The following is an 18,509-nucleotide window of genomic DNA, read 5'->3' on the forward strand; positions in this document are numbered from 1 at the left end:
CGATGAACGGCACCACAGCACGAAGACTGACCGGCCTGCTGGCGGTCGCCGCCTTCACCGCGGTCGGCTGCACCAGTGTCCAGACCAGCGACGCGCAGGGCGGCCGGGACACCACCACGACGCCGCCGCCCACGGAGACGGTCACGGTCACCGCGTCCGACGCCGCGAAGCCGGACGGCGGCAGCGCCAAAACCACGACCCGCGCGACGCCCCCGCGCACGACGACCCACCACCCGACCACGACCACCGCCCACCCGCCGACCGGCGCGGCGATCGTGAGCTTCACCGTGGTCCAGAAGCCGTCGTGCCCGATCAACGGAACCCCGGAGGCGCCCTTCAACAAGCCGGGCGTCCCGGTCATCATCGCCTGGAAGATCACCGGCGCGCCCGGCGCGGCGATCGCGGTGGACAACCCGACCCTCTACGGCGCCTACGGCAAGGACTACCCGGCGAGCGGGCAGCTGGAGCTGAGCTTCCCGTGCTCGGGCACGACCGGCCAGACCACGCACAAGTACACCGTGTGGCCCAAGGACGTGAAGACCGTCTCGAAGACCCTGACGGTGAGCGCGCAGAACAACCCGTGAGCTACTTCGGCAGCTTGACCACGGTCACGAAGAACTCGTCGATCTTGCGGATGACCTCGATGAACCGGTCGAAGTCGACGGGCTTGGCGACGTAGGCGTTGGCGTGCAGCTCGTAGCTGCGCAGGATGTCTTCCTCCGCCTCCGAGGTGGTCAGCACGACCACCGGGATCCTCCGCAGCGTCGCGTCGGACTTGATCTCGGCCAGCACCTGGCGGCCGTCGAAGCGCGGGAGGTTCAGGTCGAGCAGGATCAGGTCCGGGCGCGGCGCCTCGGCGTAATCGCCCTCGCGGCGCAGGAACTGCAGCGCCTGCTCGCCGTCGCGCACCACGTGCAGCGAGTTGTGGATCTTGAAGTGTTCGAACGCCTCGCGGGTCATGAGGATGTCGCCGTCGTCGTCCTCGACCAGCAGGACCTCGATCACGTTCAACAGGGTCGGGTCACTCACTAGCTTCCTCGGTTTTCTCGTGGGGATCGTGCACGGGGAGGGTGAACCGGACTGTGGTACCCACAGCGCCCGGTGCACCCGGTTTCTCTTCCGTGTCGATCCAGATCCTGCCACCGTGATATTCGATGATCTTGCGGCACATGGCCAGGCCGATCCCGGTGCCCTCATAGGCTTCCTTGGCGTGCAGCCGCTGGAAGATCACGAACACCCGCTCGGCGTACTCGGGCGCGATGCCGATTCCGTTGTCGCTGACCGAGAACTCCCAGTCCTCGTCCTTGCGCTCGGCGTCGATCCGCACCCGCGGCGGGTCCTCGCCGCGGAACTTCACCGCGTTGCCGATGAGGTTCTGGAACACCCCGGCGAGCAGCGCGCGCTCCCCCACCACGGTGGGCAGCGGGCCGATCTCGATCTTGGCGTCGGATTCCTCGATCAGCTCGGCCAGGTTTCCCTTCGCCTGGTCGACCAGGTCGGCGCACTCGATCTCGACCTGCGGGGTCGGGTGCCGCCCGACCCGGCTGAACGCGAGCAGGTCGTTGATCAGCACCTGCATCCGCTTGGCGCCGTCGACGGCGAACCCGATGTACTGGTCGGCCCGCTCGTCGAGCTGCCCCTTGTAGCGGCGTTCGAGCAGCTGGCAGAAGCTGGCGACCTTGCGCAGCGGCTCCTGCAGGTCGTGGGAGGCGACGTAGGCGAACTGCTCCAGCTCCGCGTTGGAGCGGGCCAGGTCCTCGGTGCGCACGTCGAGTTCGGCGTTGACCTCGCGCTGGGCGGCGAGGTCGGTGACGATCCGCCTGCGCATCTGGTCGACGTCGCCGGAGAGCTCGATGACCTCCTTGGGTCCGCCGGTGACCCGGACCTCGTGCTGGAAGTCGCCGTCGGCGACCCGCCGCACCGCGGTGGCGAGCCTGCCGATGGGCCCGACGACGGCCTGCCGCATGGCGAGCATGGCGGCGAGGAACACCAGCAGCAGCGTGATGGCGATGGCCGTGCAGACCTGCACGACGTAGTCGGCGGCCTCGGCCAGCGCCTGCCTGCCCTCGGCGCGCGCGGTGTCGAGCCGCAGGCCCAGCGTGCTGAGGGCGCCGCGAACCGGGGCGAACCGCTCGGCGCCGCCGACGAGGGAGCCTTCCTTGCCGGTGGTCTCGTACTGGCGGATGTTCGGCTCGGCGTACTCGGTCCGCCACCGCTCGGTCTCCGCGGTGACGGTGTCGACGGTCGCGGCGATCTCCGGCAGGCCGTCGAGCAGGGGTCGCAGCCGCTGCGTCGCGTCACGCTGGACCTGCGCGGCCTCGTGGTAGGAGTCGAGGAAGGCCCGTTCGCCGGTGACCGTGTAGCCACCCGCGCCCGCCCGCTGGTCCTGCGCGGCCGCCTCGATCCGCTGGGCCTGGTGGATGGCGGGGTCGATCTTGTCCACCAGGCGTTCGCGGGCGTCGCCCAGGTTCATGATCGCCAACGCGACCGCGACGACCGCGCCGGTGAGGACGGCGACCAGCAGCGTGATCGCCACGGTCAGCCAGCGGCGCAGCGCCCACTGGGAGGTGGACCATCGGGGGGCGAGGGTGTCGGTCATCCTCACCTGACCCGGGTGATCAGCAGGGTGGCGACGTCGTCGACGAGGTCGCCGTCGTTGAGCACGCACACGTCGCGGACCAGGTCGTCGAGCACGGTGCGCTGCCACCCCGGCCCGGCGGAGGCCGCGGCGCACACCATCTGCACGAGCCGGTCGGCGCCCAGGCGTTCGGCGGAGTCGTCGACCCGGCCCTCGATGAGCCCGTCGGTGTACATCAGCACCGACCAGTCGTCGCCGAGGTCGATGGTCGCGGGCACCCAGTTCGCGCCGGGCAGCACGCCGAGCGGCACCCCGACGGGGGCGCTGAGCAGGGTGGACTTGTTGTCCGCCCACAGCACCGGCGGCGGGTGGCCCGCCAGGTGGAGCCGGGCGGTGCGCCGGTCGGGCGCCACCGAGAGCATGGACGCGGTGGCGAACAGGCCGTCGAGGTGGCGCTCGTGCACCAGGACGCGCTGCATGGTGTCGAGGACCTCGGGCACGGGCCGCCCGGCGATCACCATGGCGCGCCACGCCACGCGCAGGCACACGCCCAGCGCGGCCTCGTCGGGGCCGTGGCCGCACACATCGCCGACGATGGCGTGCACGGTGCCGTCGTCGGTTTCGACGACGTCGTAGAAGTCGCCGCCGAGCAGCATCCGCTCCCGGCCCGCGGCGTAGCGGGTCTGCACGTGCAGCGCGTCGTCGTTGAGCACCGGAGTGGGCAGCAGCCCGCGTTCGAGGCGGCCCTTCTCCATGGCGAGCAGCCGCTCGTCGCGCAACTGCCGGTGGACTTCCTCACTGCGGGCCCGCTCGACCGCGTAGCGCAGCACCCGGGCCAGCAGGTCGCCGTCGACCTGCCCCTTGACCAGGTAGTCCTGGGCGCCCGCGGCCACCGCCGCCACCCCCTGGCCCGCGTCGGCCAGCCCGGTGAGGACGACCAGCGCGGTCTTGTCGTCGGCCTCTTTGAGCTCGCGCACCGCCTGCAGCCCACTGGCGTCGGGCAGCCCGAGGTCGAGCAGGACACAGTCCTGCCCGGCCAGCAGCGGCTTCGCTGCGGTGAGCGACACTGCCCTGGTCAGCCGAATCGGCGCGTCGACCTCGGCCAGCAATTCCTCCACCAACATCGCGTCACCCGCGTCGTCCTCCACCAGCAGGACCCGTATGAGCTGCCGCGATGGCTCTCTATCTGCAACCAAGTCGACTCCATGACGTGCGCCATCCCCGGCAAATGATGTTAGCCGGGCTCACCGACCCTGCCGGATGAGCGCCGCATCGTGGACAGGCCCACCGGGGCGGCGCGGGCGCGGGTGGGTCATAGTGGAGCCGTGAGCGAGGGGTGGCTGCCGGTCCGCGGCCTGGAGGCCGTGTTCGCGGCTGGCCGGGCGCTGCTGCCGTCGGTGCCCACAACCCCCGCGGGTGTCCTGGAAACAGCCGTCCGAGTCGCGGCCCAACGCCTGCGCGGCAAGCGGGTCACCGTCCGCACCGCGGACCAGGACGTCCCCATGACGGTCGTGGACCTGGCCTGCACGGGCGACACGTTCCGCCTGGCCCAGGGCCGCATCGACGAGGCGACGTTCGAGGCGAGGGACCTCGGCTGGCCGCCGCTGGCACTGGAGCGGCTCGTGGTGACGGTCCGCGACCTGCGTTTCGCCGGCCCGCTCTCCACCACCGTGACGGCCGAGTCGGTCCAACTCGACGTGACCATCACCGCGGAGACCCTGCTGGCCGAGATCGCCGAGACCCGACCGGACCTGGGAGTGCGCTTCGGCTCGGTCCTGCTGGTCTCCCGCAAGCCGTGGCCCGGAGAGCTTGAGGTGGCCCCGGAAGTCGAGGACGGTGTGGCCCGCCTGCGCCCGGTGGCACTGTGGCTGGCGGGCCGGAGACTGCCACTGCCCACCCGGCTCGCGCCGTTCCGCGTCCCCCTGCCCGAACTCCCGCGAGGGCTCACCCTCACCTCGGTGACGACGTCGGAGGAGGGCGTCCGCCTCCGCGGCGAAGCCCAGGACTGGCGCGACAAACTGTCGAGCACGCCACTCGCGGAGATGGTCGGACTGCTCGCCACGGCGGCGCAAACCCTGACGGTCGGTCGCTAGACCCCAGCCAGCTGATCCATCGTGTACTGCACCAACTCGATCAGCACTTCCTTGCTGGACTCCCGATCCCGCACATCACAGCTCACGATGGGCACATTCGGATCAAGATCCAAAGCCTGCCGGACCTGGGCATCGGTATGCGGAAATCCGCCCTCGAACCGATTCACCGCCACCACGAACGGAATGTTCCGATTCTCGAAGAAGTCGATCGACGGAAAGCTGGAATCCAACCGCCGCGTGTCCACCAGGACGACAGCCCCGAGCGCCCCGACAGCCAGCTCATCCCACATGAACCAGAACCGGTTCTGCCCAGGCGTCCCGAACAGGTACAGCACCACCCGCGGGCTGATCGTGATGCGGCCGAAGTCCAAGGCGACCGTCGTCGTCTCCTTGCCCTCGATGCCCGCCATGTCGTCGACCCCGACACCCGCCTCCGTCAGCACCTCCTCGGTGCGCAGTGGCGGGATCTCGCTGACCGAGTTGACCATGGTGGTCTTCCCGACGCCGAATCCGCCCGCGACCACGATCTTGACCGCGGTGGGGATGATCCCCATGTCACTCAAGTGTCAGATCCTCCGAATACCATCGAGCACCGCTTGCAGGAACTTCGTGTCGACGATGTCCGAGGTTTGGAACGGCGCGCCCGCCACCACATCTCCCAGCTCGAGCAGGTCGCTGATCAGAATCTTCGCCACGACGAGGGGGATGTTCAGGTAGGCCGCGATCTCGGCCACCGACAGCGGCCGCTCGCACAGGTCGACGATCTCCTGGTGCTCAGGCGTGAGCTGGGAAAGGTCCGACCGGTTGCGGGAGGCGCGGATCTGGGTGACCAGGTTGAGATTCGGCGCGCCCGGCCGGGTCCGGCCCCGCGTCATCGCGTAGGGCCGGATCAGCGGGCCCGCCGCCTCGTCGAACCACCAGTCGCGGTCCCCCGCCATCAGGACGGCCGTCGACCCGGCAGCACCGCGGGCTGCCCCACCCTCGGCGCCGACGCCAGATGCGCCCCTACCCGCTTGACCAGCATGTTCATCTCGTAGGCGATCATGCCGACGTCGGCGTCCTCCTCGCCGAGCACGGCGAGGCAGGCACCCCGGCCCGCGGCGGTCACGAAGAGGAACGCGTGGTCCATCTCCACGATCGTCTGCCGCACCTGGCCACCGCCGAACTGTCTGCCGGTCCCGCGGGCCAGGCTCTGGAACGCCGAGGCCATCGCGGACAGGTGTTCGGAGTCGTCCTTGGACAGGTCTTCCGACCGGCCAAGGAGCAACCCATCCGCGGAGAGCACGACGGAGTGGCGGATTCCGACGACCCTGCGAACCAGGTCGTCCAAAAGCCAGTTGAGCTGGCGGTCCTGGCCGATCTTGTCGTTCACCTGGTGCTGTCCTCCCTCTCTCAATCAGCTGTCTCTTGGCTCGACCGGCGGGTCGGCTCTGCGCGCGTCCCGCGTTCCCCGTTGGAACGCCGACATGGTGTCGCGCACCCGTTCCGGGGAGTGCTCGCGTTCCGGCAGGTCCTCGGCGGGCGGTTCGTCGCGCAGCTGGGGCGCGAGGTTCTGCTGCCGTTTCCTCCTGGGCAGCGGTGGGCCCGTCTCGTCATGCCCACCACCCGCACGGTTCTCGTTCACCTTCCGCGACTCCCCGACCTCGACGTTGGCTCGGTCGATGCCGGCGCCGCCCAGCGCCGCGGCGAAGTCGGTTCCGAGGTCGGTGATCTGCCCGCGGAACCCCTGCCGTGGCACCGTTTCCGGTGATTCGTCGTCGTGCATCGGCCAGTGGGCGCCGTCGTCGACGGCGCCCGCCGAATCCGACCACATCCAGTCGATGCTTGTCATCGGCGGTTCGAACGGTGTTCCCGCGGGCTCCGGCGCCCGCGCGTTGCGCTCGACGTGCTGGCGGGGCCGGGGGCCGGGATTGCCCGACTCGTCGTCCACCGCCTCGACCACGATGTCCGATGGCAGGAATACCAGCGCCACGGTGCCGCCGTACGGGGATTCGCGCAGTTCGACCCGGATGGACCGGCGGGCGGCCAGCCGGGCCACCACGAACAGCCCGAGGCGCGACTCGCCGCGCAGCGCCATGGCGTCGAACTCGGGCGGGTAGGCGAGCATCTGGTTGGCCTGCTCGCGGTCCTCGGTGGTCATGCCGAGGCCGTGGTCCTCGATCTCGACGACAACGCCGCCGGAGACCTGGCTGGTGTAGACGTCGACCTGGGAGCGCGGCGGCGAGAACGATGCCGCGTTGTCGACCAGTTCGGCGACGAGGTGGATGGTGTCGGCCACCGCGACGCCCTGCAGCGCGACGTCGGGCACCTGCTGGACGCGGACCCGCACGTACTGCTCGGTCTCGGCGACCGCGGCGCGCAGGATGTCGAGCAGCCGCACCGGCCTGCGCCACTGCCGTCCGGGCTGCTCACCCGCGAGGATGATCAGGTTCTCGGCGTTGCGACGGGCGCGGGTGGCCAGGTGGTCGAGCTGGAACAGCGCGTCGAGGTGTTCGGGGTTCTCCTCTTCGCGCTCGATCTTGTCGAGGATCTTGAGCTGGCGGTGGACCAGGCCCTGGTGGCGGTGGGCGATGCCGAGGAAGACCCGGTTGACGCCTTCGCGGGCCTGGCTCTCCTTCACCGCGGCGGCGATCGCGGTGTACTGCGCGGCGTTGAACGCGTCGGCGACCTGACCGATCTCGTCGGTGCCGTAGTCCAGCGGCGGCACCTCGGCCCCGACGTCGACCCGGGCGCCCTGGCGCAGCCGGTCGACGATGTCGGGCAGCCGCTCGTGGGCCAGCCGCAGCGAGTCGTTCTTGAGCCCCTCGAGCCGGGTGACCAGCGCCTTGTCGACGAGTCTTCGAGCGATCCAGGTGGCCACCGCCATGCCCGCGATCACCGTCAGCAGGGCGATGAGACTGCCGATGAGCCCGGTGGCGAACCGCTTGTCCGCCCGTTCGATGACCACCGCGACCGCGCCCGCGACCTGCTGGGTGGACAGCTTGATCAGGTCCTCGGCGCCCGCGGTGCTGACGGTCGTCCACTCCTGCGCGGAGACGGGCGGCGGGGGCGGCGGGTTGCGTCGGTCTTTGGTCTCCACGCGGGGGCCCGCGGTGATGAGCGCGTTCTCCGCGACGACGAGCCGCTGCCACATCGGGGTCGCGGCGAGCCGCTCGTAGGCGGTCTTCAGCGGTTCGACGCCGAGGGCGGCCTGGGTGAGCAACGTGGTGCGGTAGGACCCGACCAGGGTCACGAAGGCGACGTGCTGCTCCGGGGTGAAGCCCTCCGCCGCGATCGCCACCTCGCCGAGCGAGCCCGCGCGCGACATCCGGTCGCCGACCCGGATGGTGTCGATCATCGTCAGGGTCGACTCGACCATGCCCGCGTCCGGCAGGGCCCTGGCCTGCGTCTCGAACACGGCGAGGCCCGCGTCGATCAGGCCGTTGTAGTACTCGAAGACCTGGTTGCGGTCGGCGCCGCCGCGCTCGACCTCGACGCGCCGCTGCGGCAGGGCGCTGACCGCCTCGATGAAGCTCCGCAGCCGCGCGTCGATCTCCGGGGTGGTGCTGCCGGGCATCTGGTCGATGGCGGTGGTGAAGTCGCGCAGGGCCAGGTCGGTCGTCTGCTGCTGGGTCGCGAGGGTGGGCAGGTCCGGGGTGCCCGCGTTCAGCGCGGCGATCGTGGCCTGCCGTTCACGCTGCAGCGCGGCGAGCGTGTTCACCGCCGGGATGGACCCGCCTTTGACCGCGGCGGCGGTGTCGCGGATGAAGATGCCGTCGAACACGGTGTAGGTGGAGAACACCGCCCACATGGCCAACAGGATCAGCGCGGGAACGAGGACGACACCGGTGAGGCGGGACCGGATGGACGTGCTCTTGGCCTGCGCACCGCTCTTCCGCTTCACAGCTCTCCACAACGTCGGGCCGACGGCGTGATCGACGCCGGTGGTGCCGCGACCTGATCACTCAGCATCACGGCGCGCTCGCTTCGGCTGTGGCCGAGTCGCCCCAGGCGGATTTCCGGCTGACGCGCCCCTGCCGCGCGCCTACCCCTCGCACCTGTCGGCTCCCCATCCACAGCGGTTCAGCAGTGTCACTGTCGCCCGTTGTCCCGCCGCGTTCCCCGGTCGTGATCGCCCCACGGAGTGATAGTCGACGTTTTACAAGATCAACGGCACTCAGAGCAAACGATCACACGCGGTACGCGAGGGAGAGAGTAGCGGTTCACTCGATCGTGAAAATGGCGACCCCTTGACTATCTCCGCTCACCGGACACGTCCGTCCGATAGGGCAAAGATCGGATCTCCATAGGGTGGCCAAAAGGGTAATAAAACGATGGCGCGGCTACGGAGTGACAACAGGCCCTTGCCCAGCGCCACCAATCGAGGGGAAGGTCTGATCACCCATCCGTGAGCCGGTTAACGGCGTGACGAAGGACTCCCCATGGGCGCCAAGAAGACCGACGGCAGCGAGCCGGGCGACTCCCTTTTCCCCGCCCTGCGCGCGTTCATCCGCGCCCGCGGATCGGACTACCTCAAAGACCCGAACATCTCCTCGATCGGCATCGGCTACAAGGTCCGCGGCCGCAGGCAGACCAAAGAGGTCTCGATCCAGTTCACCGTCGCGGCCAAAGCCGAGCCCGAGGAACTCGAGGCGCTCGGCACCACGATGCTGCCGCCGTCGATCACCGTCAACGGGGTCGAGGTGCCCACCGATGTGCTGGAACGGGTCTACCAGGTCGAGTTCCGGGTGGTCGCCGAGTCCGACCCGAACGCGCGCAAAGTCCGGATCGACCCGGTCCGGCCAGGGGTCAGCGTCGGCCACCCGAGCATCACCTGCGGCACGATCGGCGCGATCGTCTACGACGCCGAGACCGGCAAACCCTGCGTGCTGAGCAACTGGCACGTGCTGCATGGCAACAGCGGCGCGCTCGGCGACGTCGTCGTGCAGCCGGGCACCCACGACGACAACCGCACCGCCCAGAACCACCTGGGGCCGCTGCTGCGGTCGTACCTGGGGATCGCGGGCGACGGCGCCATCGCCGCGATCGAGGGGCGCGGGATCGACGCCGCCCAGCTCGACCTCGACGTCGTGGTCGACGAACTCGGCGAGCCGGAGCTGGGCGACAAGGTGGTCAAGGGCGGGCGCACGACCGGTGTCACCCACGGCGTCGTGCGGCGGATCGACACGATCGCGAAAATCAACTACGGCGGGACCAAGGGAATCATCGAGGTCGGCTGCTTCGAGATCGGCGTGGACACCGCGAAACGCCCGGTCGACGGCGAGATCAGCAGCGGCGGCGACTCCGGGGCGGCCTGGGTCTTCAAGGCGGCGAACGGGCGGCCGGGCAAGGTACTGGCCGGGCTGCACTTCGCGGGCGAGGGCGGTGGCGACCCGGACGAGCACGCGCTGGCCTGCCTGCCCCGCTCGATCTTCGAGAAGCTCGGCGTCACCCTCGTCCGGCCGGAGGCCGGGGTCGCGGTCGGGGGCTTCGACCCGGGGTTCCTGAGCGTGCCGCTGGCCGTGCCGGAGTTGGACCCGGCGGTGCGCGACGACGCGGTCGCCGTGGACGGGTCGACCCGGGTCGACTACACCCATTTCTCGCTCACCATGAGCCGGACACGGAAATTCGCCTACTGGGTGGCGTGGAATGTCGACGGCGGCGGACTGAAGAAGATCAGTCGCACCGGAATTCCATTTGTGAAAGATCCTCGGCTGCCGGCCGGAGTTCAGGCCGGGGACGAGCTGTATCGGGACAATCGGCTCGATCGGGGACATCTCGCCCGCCGGGCCGACCTTCTCTGGGGCTCGCTCGACGAAGCGCGTCAGGCCAATCGCGACTCGTTCTTCTTCACCAACATCACCCCGCAGATGGACGACTTCAATCAGAGCGCGCGAAATGGCCTGTGGGGGCGGTTGGAGGACGCGGTCTTCGCCGATGTCGATGTCGACGACCTGAAGGTCAGCATCTTCGGCGGGCCGGTGTTCGGCGCCGACGACCGGGTCTTTCGGAGCGTGGCGATCCCGCGGGAGTTCTGGAAGGTGATCGCGTTCGTCGAGGGCGGGACGCTGCGGGCCAGCGCGTTCCTGCTGACCCAGAACCTCGACCAGCTCGAAACCCTGGACCTGGACGAGTTCCGCGTGTACCAGGTGTCGGTAGCCGACCTCGAGGCCCGCACGAGCGTGCGGCTGCCCGACGCGGTCCGCGCCGCGGACACCGTGCCGGTCCGACCCGAGGCAGCGGGACCGCCCGCGCCGCTCTCGAGCCTGTCGGACATCGTCTGGGTTACTTGACCGTTCCCAGGACTTTGGCAATCGCGATCTCGATGACGACCCTGCGTGGGTTGACTCGTGGGGTCTTGTAGCGCTGCGCGTAGCGGTTTTCCGCGTCGGCGACGGCGGCGGCGTCCTGGACGACGACCGCCTGTCCCTCCACAGTGGACCACCGGCGGCCGTCCACTTGACACAGGGCGGCGGGCGCGCTGCCCGCCTTGAGGATGTGGCGCACCTTCGCGGAGTCGCCGGAGGTGATCACCCGCGCGACCCCGCGCTCGAAGTCCATGGTCGCCCCGACCGGCACCACGTGTGGCGTGCCGTCGGGGCGGACCGTGGTCAGCGTGCAGAGATGGCGTTCCCGCCAGAACGTCTCGAACTCATCGGATACCGGTGGCACCCGCCAAGCCTAATCAGCCCTCGTCACCGAAGAACGACTCGCCGACCTCTTCGAAGACCTCGCCGAGGACCATGCCGCCGACGAGACCCGCGGCCAGCCCACCGACCATGCCCATGCCGCCGCCGCCGTGGTGGCCACCGTGATGACCGCCGCCATGGAAACCGTGGGCCGGACGCCGGGACGAGACCTCGGAGAGCCACTGGGAGATCAGCGCGGTCCAGTCGGTGCGCTCGGCCTCGTCGTGGGTGACGTGGAAGCGGCCGAACGCGTCGCCGCCGGAGGAGAACATGCCGGGCCTGCGGTCGGCCTCGAGGACCACGGCCATGCCCGCCGGGTCGGCGACGAAGGTCAGCTCGACCTGGCTGATGCCGCGCGCCAGCTCACGCGGCGGGTGGAACTCGATCTCCTGGAAGAACGGCAGCCGCTGGTCGACACCGTGGATGCGGCCGTGCTCGAGGTCCGCGGAGCGGAAGTGGAAGCCGAGCCGGGAGAACGCCTCCAGGACCGCGGCCTGCGAGGGCAGCGGCACGATGTGCAGGGCGTCGAGGTCGCCCTTGTCGACGGCCTTGGCGACGGCCAGTTCGGTGCGCAGGCCCAGGTTCATGCCGTGCAGGTGGTGGCCGAAGACCTCGGTGACCGGCGCTTCCCACGGGACCGGCATCCGAAACGGGACCACAGTGCTCTGGCCCGCGGCCAGCGGGAACCGGCCGGACACGACGTTGCGGTCGAACTCGACGACGGCCGCGCCGCCCTCGCTGCGCTCGACCCTGGTGACCAGCGACAGCGCGATGTAGTCGATGTCGCTGGGCGCGTCGCCACCGGTCATCCGCACCTCGCCGACGATCTCGCCGCCGGGGTACACGCGGGACTCCGTCAGCACCGTGTCGACCGTCGGGCCGCCGACACCGAGCGCGCGCAGCATCTTCTTGAACACCATCAGGTAGTTCTCTCCTTCACAGCGGGGCCGTCCACCGTCAAACGGGTCGCGCCGGGCGCGCGTTCCCGAGTCTCGCCATCCTTGACGCACCGGCCGCGGAAAGGTTCCCTGCGGTACGCCGAACATCGAGTGAGCGGAGAGCAACATGATCGCATCGCCCGCCCGACTCGATCGGGCGACCGTCGACCGCCTGGGCGAGGAGCGACTCGACTGGCGGTTCAAGTCGGTGCCGGACGCGCTGTTCGGGCTGACCGTCGCCGAGGCGGTCGAGCGGCGACCGGACCTGTTCGACTTCGTCGGGCCGGTCGTCGCGCTCGACGGTCCCGCCCTCGACCACAACCTGGCCACCATGGCGGCGTGGACCGCCGAGCGCGGGCTGCTGCTCGCCCCGCACGGCAAGACGACCATGGCGCCGTCGTTGTTCGCCCGCCAGCTCGACCACGGAGCGTGGGCGATCACCGCGGCCACCGCCGGACAGTTGCGGGTCTACCGGGCGTTCGGCGTCAGCCGGGTCGTGCTGGCCAACGAGTTCCTCGACCCAGCGGGCCTGCGGTGGCTGGCCGCCGAACTGGACGGCGACCCGGGCTTCGAGTTCACCTGCTGGGTCGACTCGGTGCGCGGCGTGGAGCTGATGACCGAGGCGTGGACCGGCGCCCGGCCGGTCGACGTGCTGGTGGAGGTCGGCGTCCCCGGCGGGCGCACCGGGGCGCGCGATCTCGACACGGCCCGGGCGGTCGCGGCGGCCATCGTGGCCAGCCCGGCGCTGCGGCTGGCCGGGGTCGGCGGCTACGAGGCCCCGGCGTCGGCCGACGCGAGCCCGGCCGGGCTGGACGCAGTCGCCGCCTACCTCGACCGGTTGCGGGCGACGGTGCGCGAGCTGTCATTCGAGACCGAGCAGGTCATCGTCACCGCCGGTGGCAGCGCGTTCTTCGACTTGGTGGCCGACGCGCTGAGCGCGCCGTGGCCGGTCCCGGTGCTGCCCGTGCTGCGCTGCGGCACCTATCTCACCCATGACGACGGCTTCTACCGGGAGATCTCCCCGCTCGGCGACCACCCCCGCGTGTCCGGTCCCCCGCTGCGCTCGGCCCTGCGCGCGTGGGCGCAGGTCGTCTCCCGGCCGGAACCCGGTCTGGCGCTGCTCGCCGCGGGCAAACGGGACCTGCCCTACGACCTGGGCCTGCCCGTGCCCCGGCTGCGGCGAACGCCCACGGGCGTGACCGCGCTGACCGGTTGCGCGGTGACGGCGCTCAACGACCAACACGCCTTCCTCCGGGCCGACGCCGGCGCCCACCTGGCCGTCGACGTGGGCGACTGGGTGGGCCTGGGCCTGTCGCATCCGTGCACGACGTTCGACAAGTGGAGCCTGCTGCCGGTGACCGCCGCGGACGGCCGCACGGTCACCGGGTTCGTCCGCACGTTCTTCTGATCCCCGCAGGCCACCCTCCCCCGCGTGATGGAAAGTCGGTATGCCCGCTGCCCTGGCGCGGGCGGCGGCGGGACCGCATCGTGTGCGAAAACCATTCATTTCGTGACATGAATGTCTTGACACATCGTTGTGAGCAGGACCACCCTTACCGCAATGGTCTAAACCACTCAGCACTACCGCCGCCCCGCGTCCCTGGGGCGGCGCTCGGAAGGCGGTTGTCGTGAGAACGTGGTCAAAGTCGGTCGCAGGAGCAGCAACAGTAGTGCTCGCACTATCCGGATGCGCGGGTTCGGGAGGCACGGGCCAGTCGGCCGCGCCCGCCGGTCCCCGCACGCTGACCGTGTGGCTGATGAACGGTTCGGCGCCGGACAAGCTGACCGACGCCCTGCACAAGGAGTTCCAGGAGTCCCACAAGGACGTCACGGTCAAGTACGAGGTCCAGCAGTGGAACGGGATCCAGGACAAGCTGACCACCGCGTTAGCGGGCAATGACGCGCCCGACATCATCGAGATCGGCAACACCCAGGCGCCGAAGTTCGCCAAGGCGGGCGCGCTCGTGGACCTCACCGCGGAAGCCTCCGACTTCAACAAGGACCAGTGGCTCACCAGCCTCAAGGACTCCGGCTCGTGGGACGGCAAGCAGTACGCCGTGCCGTTCTACGCGGCGAACCGCCTGGTCCTCTACCGCAAGGACATGTTCGAGCAGGCGGGCATCACCGCGCCGCCCACGTCGCGGCAGGAGTGGCTCGACGCGATCACCAAGCTGCGCGCCAAGTTCGGCTCCGACCCGGAGTTCCAGGCGCTCTACCTGCCCGGCCAGAACTGGTACACCCTGCTGTCGTTCATCTACGACGAGGGCGGCGACATCGCCAAGCGCGACGGCACCAAGTTCACCGCGAGCCTCGACACCCCGGAGGCCAAGGCGGGCCTGGAGTTCTACAAGCAGCTGCAGGAGGCCTCGGGCACCAAGGCGCCCAAGGACACCGACGAGCAGACGCCCGAGCAGGCCGGGATCTACGGCAAGGGCAAGGTCGCGATGATGATCGCGCTGCCGTGGGAGCTCGCCACCGCGGCCAAGGGCGACCCGACCCTGACCGACAAGTCCTCGGCGTTCCCGATCCCCTCGAAGAAGTCCGGCACCACGGCGCCGGTGTTCCAGGGCGGCTCGAACCTGGCCATCCCGGCCAAGAGCCAGGACCAGGACCTCGCCAAGGACTACCTCAAGCTGATGACCAGCTCGAAGTACCAGTCCCAGTTCGCGGGCGCGGGCATGATCCCCGGCACGTCCACCGATGTCGCCGGGCTCGAAAAGGACCCGGTGACCGCGGCCATGGCCAAGGCGTCGCGCAACGGCCGCGCCGTGCCCGCCACTCCGGGCTGGGCCACCATCGAGGCCGGTCAGAACCCGCTCAAGGACATGCTGACCGCGTTCCTCACCGGGGCGAAGTCGATCGACGCCGCGACCGCCGACGCCAACACGGCGCTGAACAAGGCATTCGCGGGCTGATCGTCCGATGACCGCTCCCACTGTGAACCCCTTGCGGCCCGCGGAGGCACCCCCGCGGGCCGCGAGGCCCCAGCGCCGCTTCACCGCGCAGCGGGCCGCGCCCTACCTGATGCTGGCTCCGGCGGTGGTCATCCTCGTGGCCCTGCTGGGCTGGCCCGCCCTGCAGGTCCTCGGGATCAGCTTCCGCAGGCTCGACCTGGGCGAGCTGATCCGCGGCGAGATCGTGTGGGTCGGCTTCGACAACTACCGGGAAGTGTTGTCCGACCCCGAGTTCTGGGTCATCGGACTGCGCACGGTGTTGTTCACCGGGGCGTGTGTCCTGGCGACAGTCGGGATCGGACTGGGGATCGCGGTCCTCATGCGACACCTCGACGCACCGGTCCGCATCGCCCTGCAGGTCGCCCTGGTGCTCGCGTGGGCGACGCCGATCATCGCGACCACCACGGTGTTCCAGTGGATGTTCGACCAGCAGTACGGGATCTTGAACAAGACGTTGGTGGCCCTGGGTTTCGACGGTTTCGCGGGCTACTCCTGGTTCACCAGCGGGGTCAGCACGCTCAGCGTCATCGGGCTGCTGATCCTGTGGCAGGCCGTGCCGTTCGTCGCGTTCACGCTCTACGCGGGGCTGCTCGGCGCCTCGAAGGACCTCTATGAGGCGGCGAGCATCGACGGCGCCACCCCGTTGCAGGCGTTCCGCGCGGTCAGCTGGCCCGCGGTGCGGCCGCTGCTGACGATGGTCACGTTCCTCTCGGTGCTCTGGGACTTCAAGGTGTTCACCCAGATCTGGGCCCTCAAGCAGGGCGGCCCCGACGGGGAGAGCACCACGCTGCCGGTCCTGCTCTACCTCAAGGGCATCTCCGGCAGCCACTTCGGCGTCGCGTCCGCGGTGGCGGTGCTGATGCTGCTGATCCTGGTCGGCGTGACCTGGCGGTACATGCGCCTGCTGGTGCGATCACAGGAGACGGAGCTGTAGATGAAGACGCGATCCCAGCGCATGGCGCTCTCCGCGGCCGGACTCGTCGTCGCGCTGCTGTTCTTCTTCCCCACCTACTGGATGCTCACCACCGCGCTCAAGAAGCCCGGCGACATCCTCTCCACCGACTACGACCTGATCCCCTTCTCGGCCACTGTGGACAACTTCACCACGGCGATCACCAAGCCGGGCTTCACGACCTTCCTGACCAACAGCCTCATCGTCACCCTCGGCGCGGTCGCGTGCGCGCTCGTCGCCGGCCTCCTGGCGGCGGTTCCGCTGGCCCGCATGCGGTTCAGCGGCCGCCGCGGGTTCGTGCTGCTGGTGCTCGTCGCCCAGCTCGCGCCGCTGGAGGCGCTGTTCGTGCCGATGTACCTGATCATGCGCGACGCGAACCTGCTCGACACGCTGCCGTCGCTTCTGCTGGTGTACATGGCTTTCACGCTGCCGTTCACCATCTGGACGCTGCGCGGGTTCGTCAAGGGAATCCCGATCGAGCTGGAGGAGGCCGCGATGGTCGACGGATGCGGGCGCTGGGGCGTGTTCCGGCGGGTCACCCTGCCGCTGCTCGGCCCGGGCCTGGTGGCCACGTCGGTGTTCGGGTTCGTCACCGCGTGGAACGAGTTCCTCTACGCCCTGGTGTTCATGCGCGACCAGTCCAAGCAGACGCTTCCGGTGTGGCTCTCGTCCTTCCGGACCGCGTTCGGCACCGACTGGGGCGGCATCATGGCCGCGTCGGTGATCTACGCGCTGCCCGCGCTGGTGTTCTTCATGCTGGTGCAGCGCAAGCTCGTCGCGGGCACGACCGCCGGGGCGGTGAAGGGCTGATGGACACCCTGCACCAGCTCGCACACGCCGTGCTGCTGCCCGGGTTCGCGGGCACGACCGCGCCGGACTGGCTGCGCGGCCGCATCGCCGAGGGGCTCGGCGGCGTGGTCTTCTTCGGCCGCAACATCGTCGACGACGAGCAGGTCGGCGCGCTCAGCGCGGCGCTGCGGGCCGAACGCGACGACGTCGTGATCGGCATCGACGAGGAGGGCGGCGACGTCACCCGACTCGACGCCGCTGTCGGCAGCAGGCTCCCCGGCGGGCTCGCCCTCGCCGCCGCGGGAGACCTCACCCTCACCGCCGAGGTCGGTCTGGCGCTCGGCGCCCGGCTGGCCCGGTGCGGGGTGACGCTGAACCTGGCGCCCTGCGCGGATCTCTCGCTCACCCAGGACGATCCCATCATCGGTGTCCGCGCGTTCGGCTCGGACCCCTCGGCGGCCGCCGCGCACGTGGCCGCGACCGTGCGTGGCATGCAGCGTTCGGGAGTCGCGGCTTGCGCCAAGCACTTCCCCGGCCACGGCGCGGCGACCGCCGACTCCCACCTGACCCTGCCCGTGCTGCCGCGCACCCCCGAGGAACTGGCCTGCACCGAGCTGGTCCCGTTCCGCGCCGCGATCGACGCGGGCGTCCGGGCGATCATGTCCGGGCACCTCGTGGTGCCCGCGTGGGGACCAGAACCGGCCACCACCAACGAGATCGCCATCGGCAAGGTGCTGCGCGGCGACCTCGGGTTCACCGGGACGGTCGTCACCGACGCCATCGAGATGGGCGCGGTCGCGGGCACCCTCGGCGACGCGGCCGGTCTGCGGGAGGCCGCGGTCCGCGCGCTCGCCGCGGGCGCGGACGCGCTGTGCGTCGGCGGCGACACCGCCGACGCCGAGGCCGTCACCGCGCTGGTGGAGCGGATCGTCCAAGCGGTCCGGGACGGGGTCCTGACCGAGGAGCGGCTCGCCGAGGCGGCGGCCCGCACCCGGGCGCTCGGCGCACCGGCCTCGGCGATCACCGGGGTCCGCGACGAACTCGACCTGGGCCTGGCGGTGGCGCGCAAAGCTTTGCGCGCCACCGAGATCCCCGCGCTGGGGTCCGCTCCGCTGGTGGTCGACGTCGAGGTGGCGCCGACCATCGCCGCAGGCCCGGTGGCGTGGGGACTGGCTCCGCACCTGGCCGAACTCCTGCCCGGCGCGGTGCCCGTCGCACCGGCCGAGCTAGGTGACCTGGTCGACCTGGCGTCCAAAGTGGTCATCGTGACCACCCGCGACGCGCACCGGCACCCCGTCGCCCGCGAGCTGGTTCGGCGGCTGGTCGAGGCGTCGGCGATCGTGGTGCACGTCGAGACCGGGGTCCCCGGTCCCGGTCTCGGCGCCGCCGCCCGGATCGACACGCACAGCGGTTCGTGGTCGAGCCTGCGGGCCGCGGCCGAACTCCTCGCCTTCCGCGACGGACGGCTCAGACCCCTGGCTGCCGCCTCGCGGTAGTCCCCACACGTCCCTCCGCACCCGCATCGCGGAGTGGTCGC

17 protein-coding genes are annotated in these 18,509 nt (G+C 70.3%); 8 read left to right on the forward strand and 9 right to left on the reverse strand.

All coding sequences use genetic code 11. The features are described from left to right. The first annotated feature begins 2 nt into the window (after positions 1-2). Positions 3-584 carry a hypothetical protein gene (locus C8E96_RS27520; RefSeq protein ID WP_133794825.1) on the forward strand — a complete coding sequence of 194 codons (582 nt, stop codon included), beginning with the start codon at positions 3-5 and terminating at the stop codon, positions 582-584. A 1-nt stretch (position 585) separates the two neighbouring features. Here C8E96_RS27520 and C8E96_RS27525 read toward each other — a convergent pair whose 3' ends face one another. Genes C8E96_RS27525 through C8E96_RS27535 form a run of 3 tightly spaced genes read right to left on the reverse strand, consistent with a single transcriptional unit; the run spans position 586 to position 3,774 of the window. Further along, positions 586-1,029, reverse strand: coding sequence for a response regulator (locus C8E96_RS27525; protein ID WP_091370041.1), 444 nt, complete (start codon positions 1,027-1,029; stop codon positions 586-588). Further along, positions 1,022-2,599, reverse strand: a complete 1,578-nt coding sequence (locus C8E96_RS27530) for a sensor histidine kinase (RefSeq protein WP_091370043.1) — start codon at positions 2,597-2,599, stop codon at positions 1,022-1,024. Before C8E96_RS27530 ends, C8E96_RS27525 begins: the two co-directional genes overlap by 8 nt. A 2-nt stretch (positions 2,600-2,601) precedes the next feature. Continuing rightward, positions 2,602-3,774 carry a PP2C family protein-serine/threonine phosphatase gene (locus tag C8E96_RS27535; RefSeq protein ID WP_267463816.1) on the reverse strand — a complete coding sequence of 391 codons (1,173 nt, stop codon included), beginning with the start codon at positions 3,772-3,774 and terminating at the stop codon, positions 2,602-2,604. Between the two features lie 129 nt (positions 3,775-3,903). Between C8E96_RS27535 and C8E96_RS27540 the strand changes: the two genes are divergently transcribed. Continuing rightward, positions 3,904-4,671: an LmeA family phospholipid-binding protein gene (locus tag C8E96_RS27540; RefSeq protein WP_091370045.1), complete on the forward strand. Its 768-nt coding sequence runs from the start codon at positions 3,904-3,906 to the stop codon at positions 4,669-4,671. On the opposite strand, the gene C8E96_RS27545 is transcribed toward C8E96_RS27540, so the two are convergent. Genes C8E96_RS27545 through C8E96_RS27560 form a run of 4 tightly spaced genes read right to left on the reverse strand, consistent with a single transcriptional unit; the run spans position 4,668 to position 8,554 of the window. Next, a complete protein-coding gene (locus tag C8E96_RS27545) occupies positions 4,668-5,225 on the reverse strand; it encodes a GTP-binding protein (RefSeq protein WP_091370047.1) in 558 nt (185 codons plus the stop codon). The two genes, C8E96_RS27540 and C8E96_RS27545, sit on opposite strands and share 4 nt — an antisense overlap. 12 nt (positions 5,226-5,237) lie before the next feature. Further along, positions 5,238-5,609 (reverse strand): DUF742 domain-containing protein, encoded by a 372-nt coding sequence (locus C8E96_RS27550; protein ID WP_091370049.1) that lies wholly within the window; start codon positions 5,607-5,609, stop codon positions 5,238-5,240. Next, complete coding sequence (locus C8E96_RS27555; protein WP_091370050.1) at positions 5,609-6,043, reverse strand: roadblock/LC7 domain-containing protein; 435 nt, start codon at positions 6,041-6,043, stop codon at positions 5,609-5,611. Before C8E96_RS27555 ends, C8E96_RS27550 begins: the two co-directional genes overlap by 1 nt. Before the next feature lie 24 nt (positions 6,044-6,067). Continuing rightward, entirely contained in the window at positions 6,068-8,554 is a 2,487-nt protein-coding gene (locus C8E96_RS27560) for a sensor histidine kinase (protein ID WP_091370051.1), read from the reverse strand. Positions 8,555-9,092: 538 nt separating this feature from the next. On the opposite strand from C8E96_RS27560, the gene C8E96_RS27565 reads away from it, so the two are divergent. Next, positions 9,093-10,943, forward strand: a complete 1,851-nt coding sequence (locus tag C8E96_RS27565; protein ID WP_091370052.1) for a DNA/RNA non-specific endonuclease — start codon at positions 9,093-9,095, stop codon at positions 10,941-10,943. Here the strand turns inward: C8E96_RS27565 and C8E96_RS27570 are convergent. Continuing rightward, positions 10,936-11,322, reverse strand: coding sequence for a TIGR03618 family F420-dependent PPOX class oxidoreductase (locus tag C8E96_RS27570; RefSeq protein ID WP_091370053.1), 387 nt, complete (start codon positions 11,320-11,322; stop codon positions 10,936-10,938). The genes C8E96_RS27565 and C8E96_RS27570 overlap by 8 nt on opposite strands. A 13-nt stretch (positions 11,323-11,335) precedes the next feature. Next, positions 11,336-12,259, reverse strand: coding sequence for a sporulation protein (locus C8E96_RS27575; protein ID WP_091370054.1), 924 nt, complete (start codon positions 12,257-12,259; stop codon positions 11,336-11,338). A 145-nt stretch (positions 12,260-12,404) separates the two neighbouring features. On the opposite strand from C8E96_RS27575, the gene C8E96_RS27580 reads away from it, so the two are divergent. The 5 genes from C8E96_RS27580 (at position 12,405) to C8E96_RS27600 (ending at position 18,468) form a co-directional block, all read left to right on the forward strand. Continuing rightward, a complete protein-coding gene (locus C8E96_RS27580) occupies positions 12,405-13,685 on the forward strand; it encodes a type III PLP-dependent enzyme domain-containing protein (protein WP_091370055.1) in 1,281 nt (426 codons plus the stop codon). Between the two features lie 220 nt (positions 13,686-13,905). After that, positions 13,906-15,192, forward strand: coding sequence for a sugar ABC transporter substrate-binding protein (locus C8E96_RS27585; RefSeq protein ID WP_091370056.1), 1,287 nt, complete (start codon positions 13,906-13,908; stop codon positions 15,190-15,192). A 7-nt stretch (positions 15,193-15,199) separates the two neighbouring features. Then, the gene (locus tag C8E96_RS27590) at positions 15,200-16,165 is read left to right on the forward strand and encodes a carbohydrate ABC transporter permease (RefSeq protein WP_091370057.1); all 966 of its coding nucleotides are present in this window, start codon (positions 15,200-15,202) and stop codon (positions 16,163-16,165) included. Continuing rightward, positions 16,166-16,993, forward strand: coding sequence for a carbohydrate ABC transporter permease (locus C8E96_RS27595; RefSeq protein WP_091370058.1), 828 nt, complete (start codon positions 16,166-16,168; stop codon positions 16,991-16,993). It begins immediately after the preceding gene. Continuing rightward, positions 16,993-18,468: a glycoside hydrolase family 3 N-terminal domain-containing protein gene (locus C8E96_RS27600; protein WP_091370059.1), complete on the forward strand. Its 1,476-nt coding sequence runs from the start codon at positions 16,993-16,995 to the stop codon at positions 18,466-18,468. The genes C8E96_RS27595 and C8E96_RS27600 overlap by 1 nt, the downstream gene beginning before the upstream one ends. Positions 18,469-18,509: the final 41 nt, after the last annotated feature.

Origin of the sequence: Actinokineospora alba, from assembly GCF_004362515.1 — a bacterium.
Classification (GTDB): domain Bacteria; phylum Actinomycetota; class Actinomycetes; order Mycobacteriales; family Pseudonocardiaceae; genus Actinokineospora; species Actinokineospora alba.

Bases quoted from the DNA above. Each gene is read 5' to 3' on its own strand.
- C8E96_RS27580 (WP_091370055.1), top strand. From the start codon at position 12,405: ATGATCGCATCGCCCGCCCGACTCGATCGGGCGACCGTCGACCGCCTG.
- C8E96_RS27600 (WP_091370059.1), top strand. From the start codon at position 16,993: ATGGACACCCTGCACCAGCTCGCACACGCCGTGCTGCTGCCCGGGTTC.
- C8E96_RS27520 (WP_133794825.1), top strand. From the start codon at position 3: ATGAACGGCACCACAGCACGAAGACTGACCGGCCTGCTGGCGGTCGCC.
- C8E96_RS27590 (WP_091370057.1), top strand. From the start codon at position 15,200: ATGACCGCTCCCACTGTGAACCCCTTGCGGCCCGCGGAGGCACCCCCG.
- C8E96_RS27595 (WP_091370058.1), top strand. From the start codon at position 16,166: ATGAAGACGCGATCCCAGCGCATGGCGCTCTCCGCGGCCGGACTCGTC.
- C8E96_RS27545 (WP_091370047.1), bottom strand. From the start codon at position 5,225: ATGGGGATCATCCCCACCGCGGTCAAGATCGTGGTCGCGGGCGGATTC.
- C8E96_RS27530 (WP_091370043.1), bottom strand. From the start codon at position 2,599: ATGACCGACACCCTCGCCCCCCGATGGTCCACCTCCCAGTGGGCGCTG.
- C8E96_RS27575 (WP_091370054.1), bottom strand. From the start codon at position 12,259: ATGGTGTTCAAGAAGATGCTGCGCGCGCTCGGTGTCGGCGGCCCGACG.
- C8E96_RS27565 (WP_091370052.1), top strand. From the start codon at position 9,093: ATGGGCGCCAAGAAGACCGACGGCAGCGAGCCGGGCGACTCCCTTTTC.
- C8E96_RS27550 (WP_091370049.1), bottom strand. From the start codon at position 5,609: ATGGCGGGGGACCGCGACTGGTGGTTCGACGAGGCGGCGGGCCCGCTG.